The 214-nt window shown below is 36.0% G+C and carries 1 protein-coding gene; it reads left to right on the top strand.

The window, feature by feature from the left end:
* Positions 1–57 precede the first annotated feature (57 nt).
* On the top strand, positions 58–174 hold the full coding sequence (locus V6256_RS15920; RefSeq protein WP_341599179.1) for a DUF2982 domain-containing protein: 117 nt from the start codon (positions 58–60) through the stop codon (positions 172–174).
* The last annotated feature ends 40 nt before the right edge of the window (positions 175–214 follow it).

Genomic DNA, 214 nt, shown 5'->3' with positions numbered 1-214 from the left:
CTGCGAAAGCGGAAGAAAACCTTAATTTAATGTCCGGAATTAGTTGACCACTACAGTATCAAGCTAAGTAATTTAGAGCATCTCGCCAAAAACATATCTCCAAGGCTCGCCAACAAGTTAATTCACGAACAACAAGAATTGATCATTTTAGCTATTATAAATGTAAGCGTCTAGCAAAGCACACCTAGTATCGACTTTCTGATTGTTTAAAAAT

Source organism: Psychromonas aquatilis (assembly GCF_038155185.1).
GTDB lineage: Bacteria > Pseudomonadota > Gammaproteobacteria > Enterobacterales > Psychromonadaceae > Psychromonas > Psychromonas aquatilis.
This window is presented reverse-complemented; position numbering and strand designations above follow the sequence as displayed.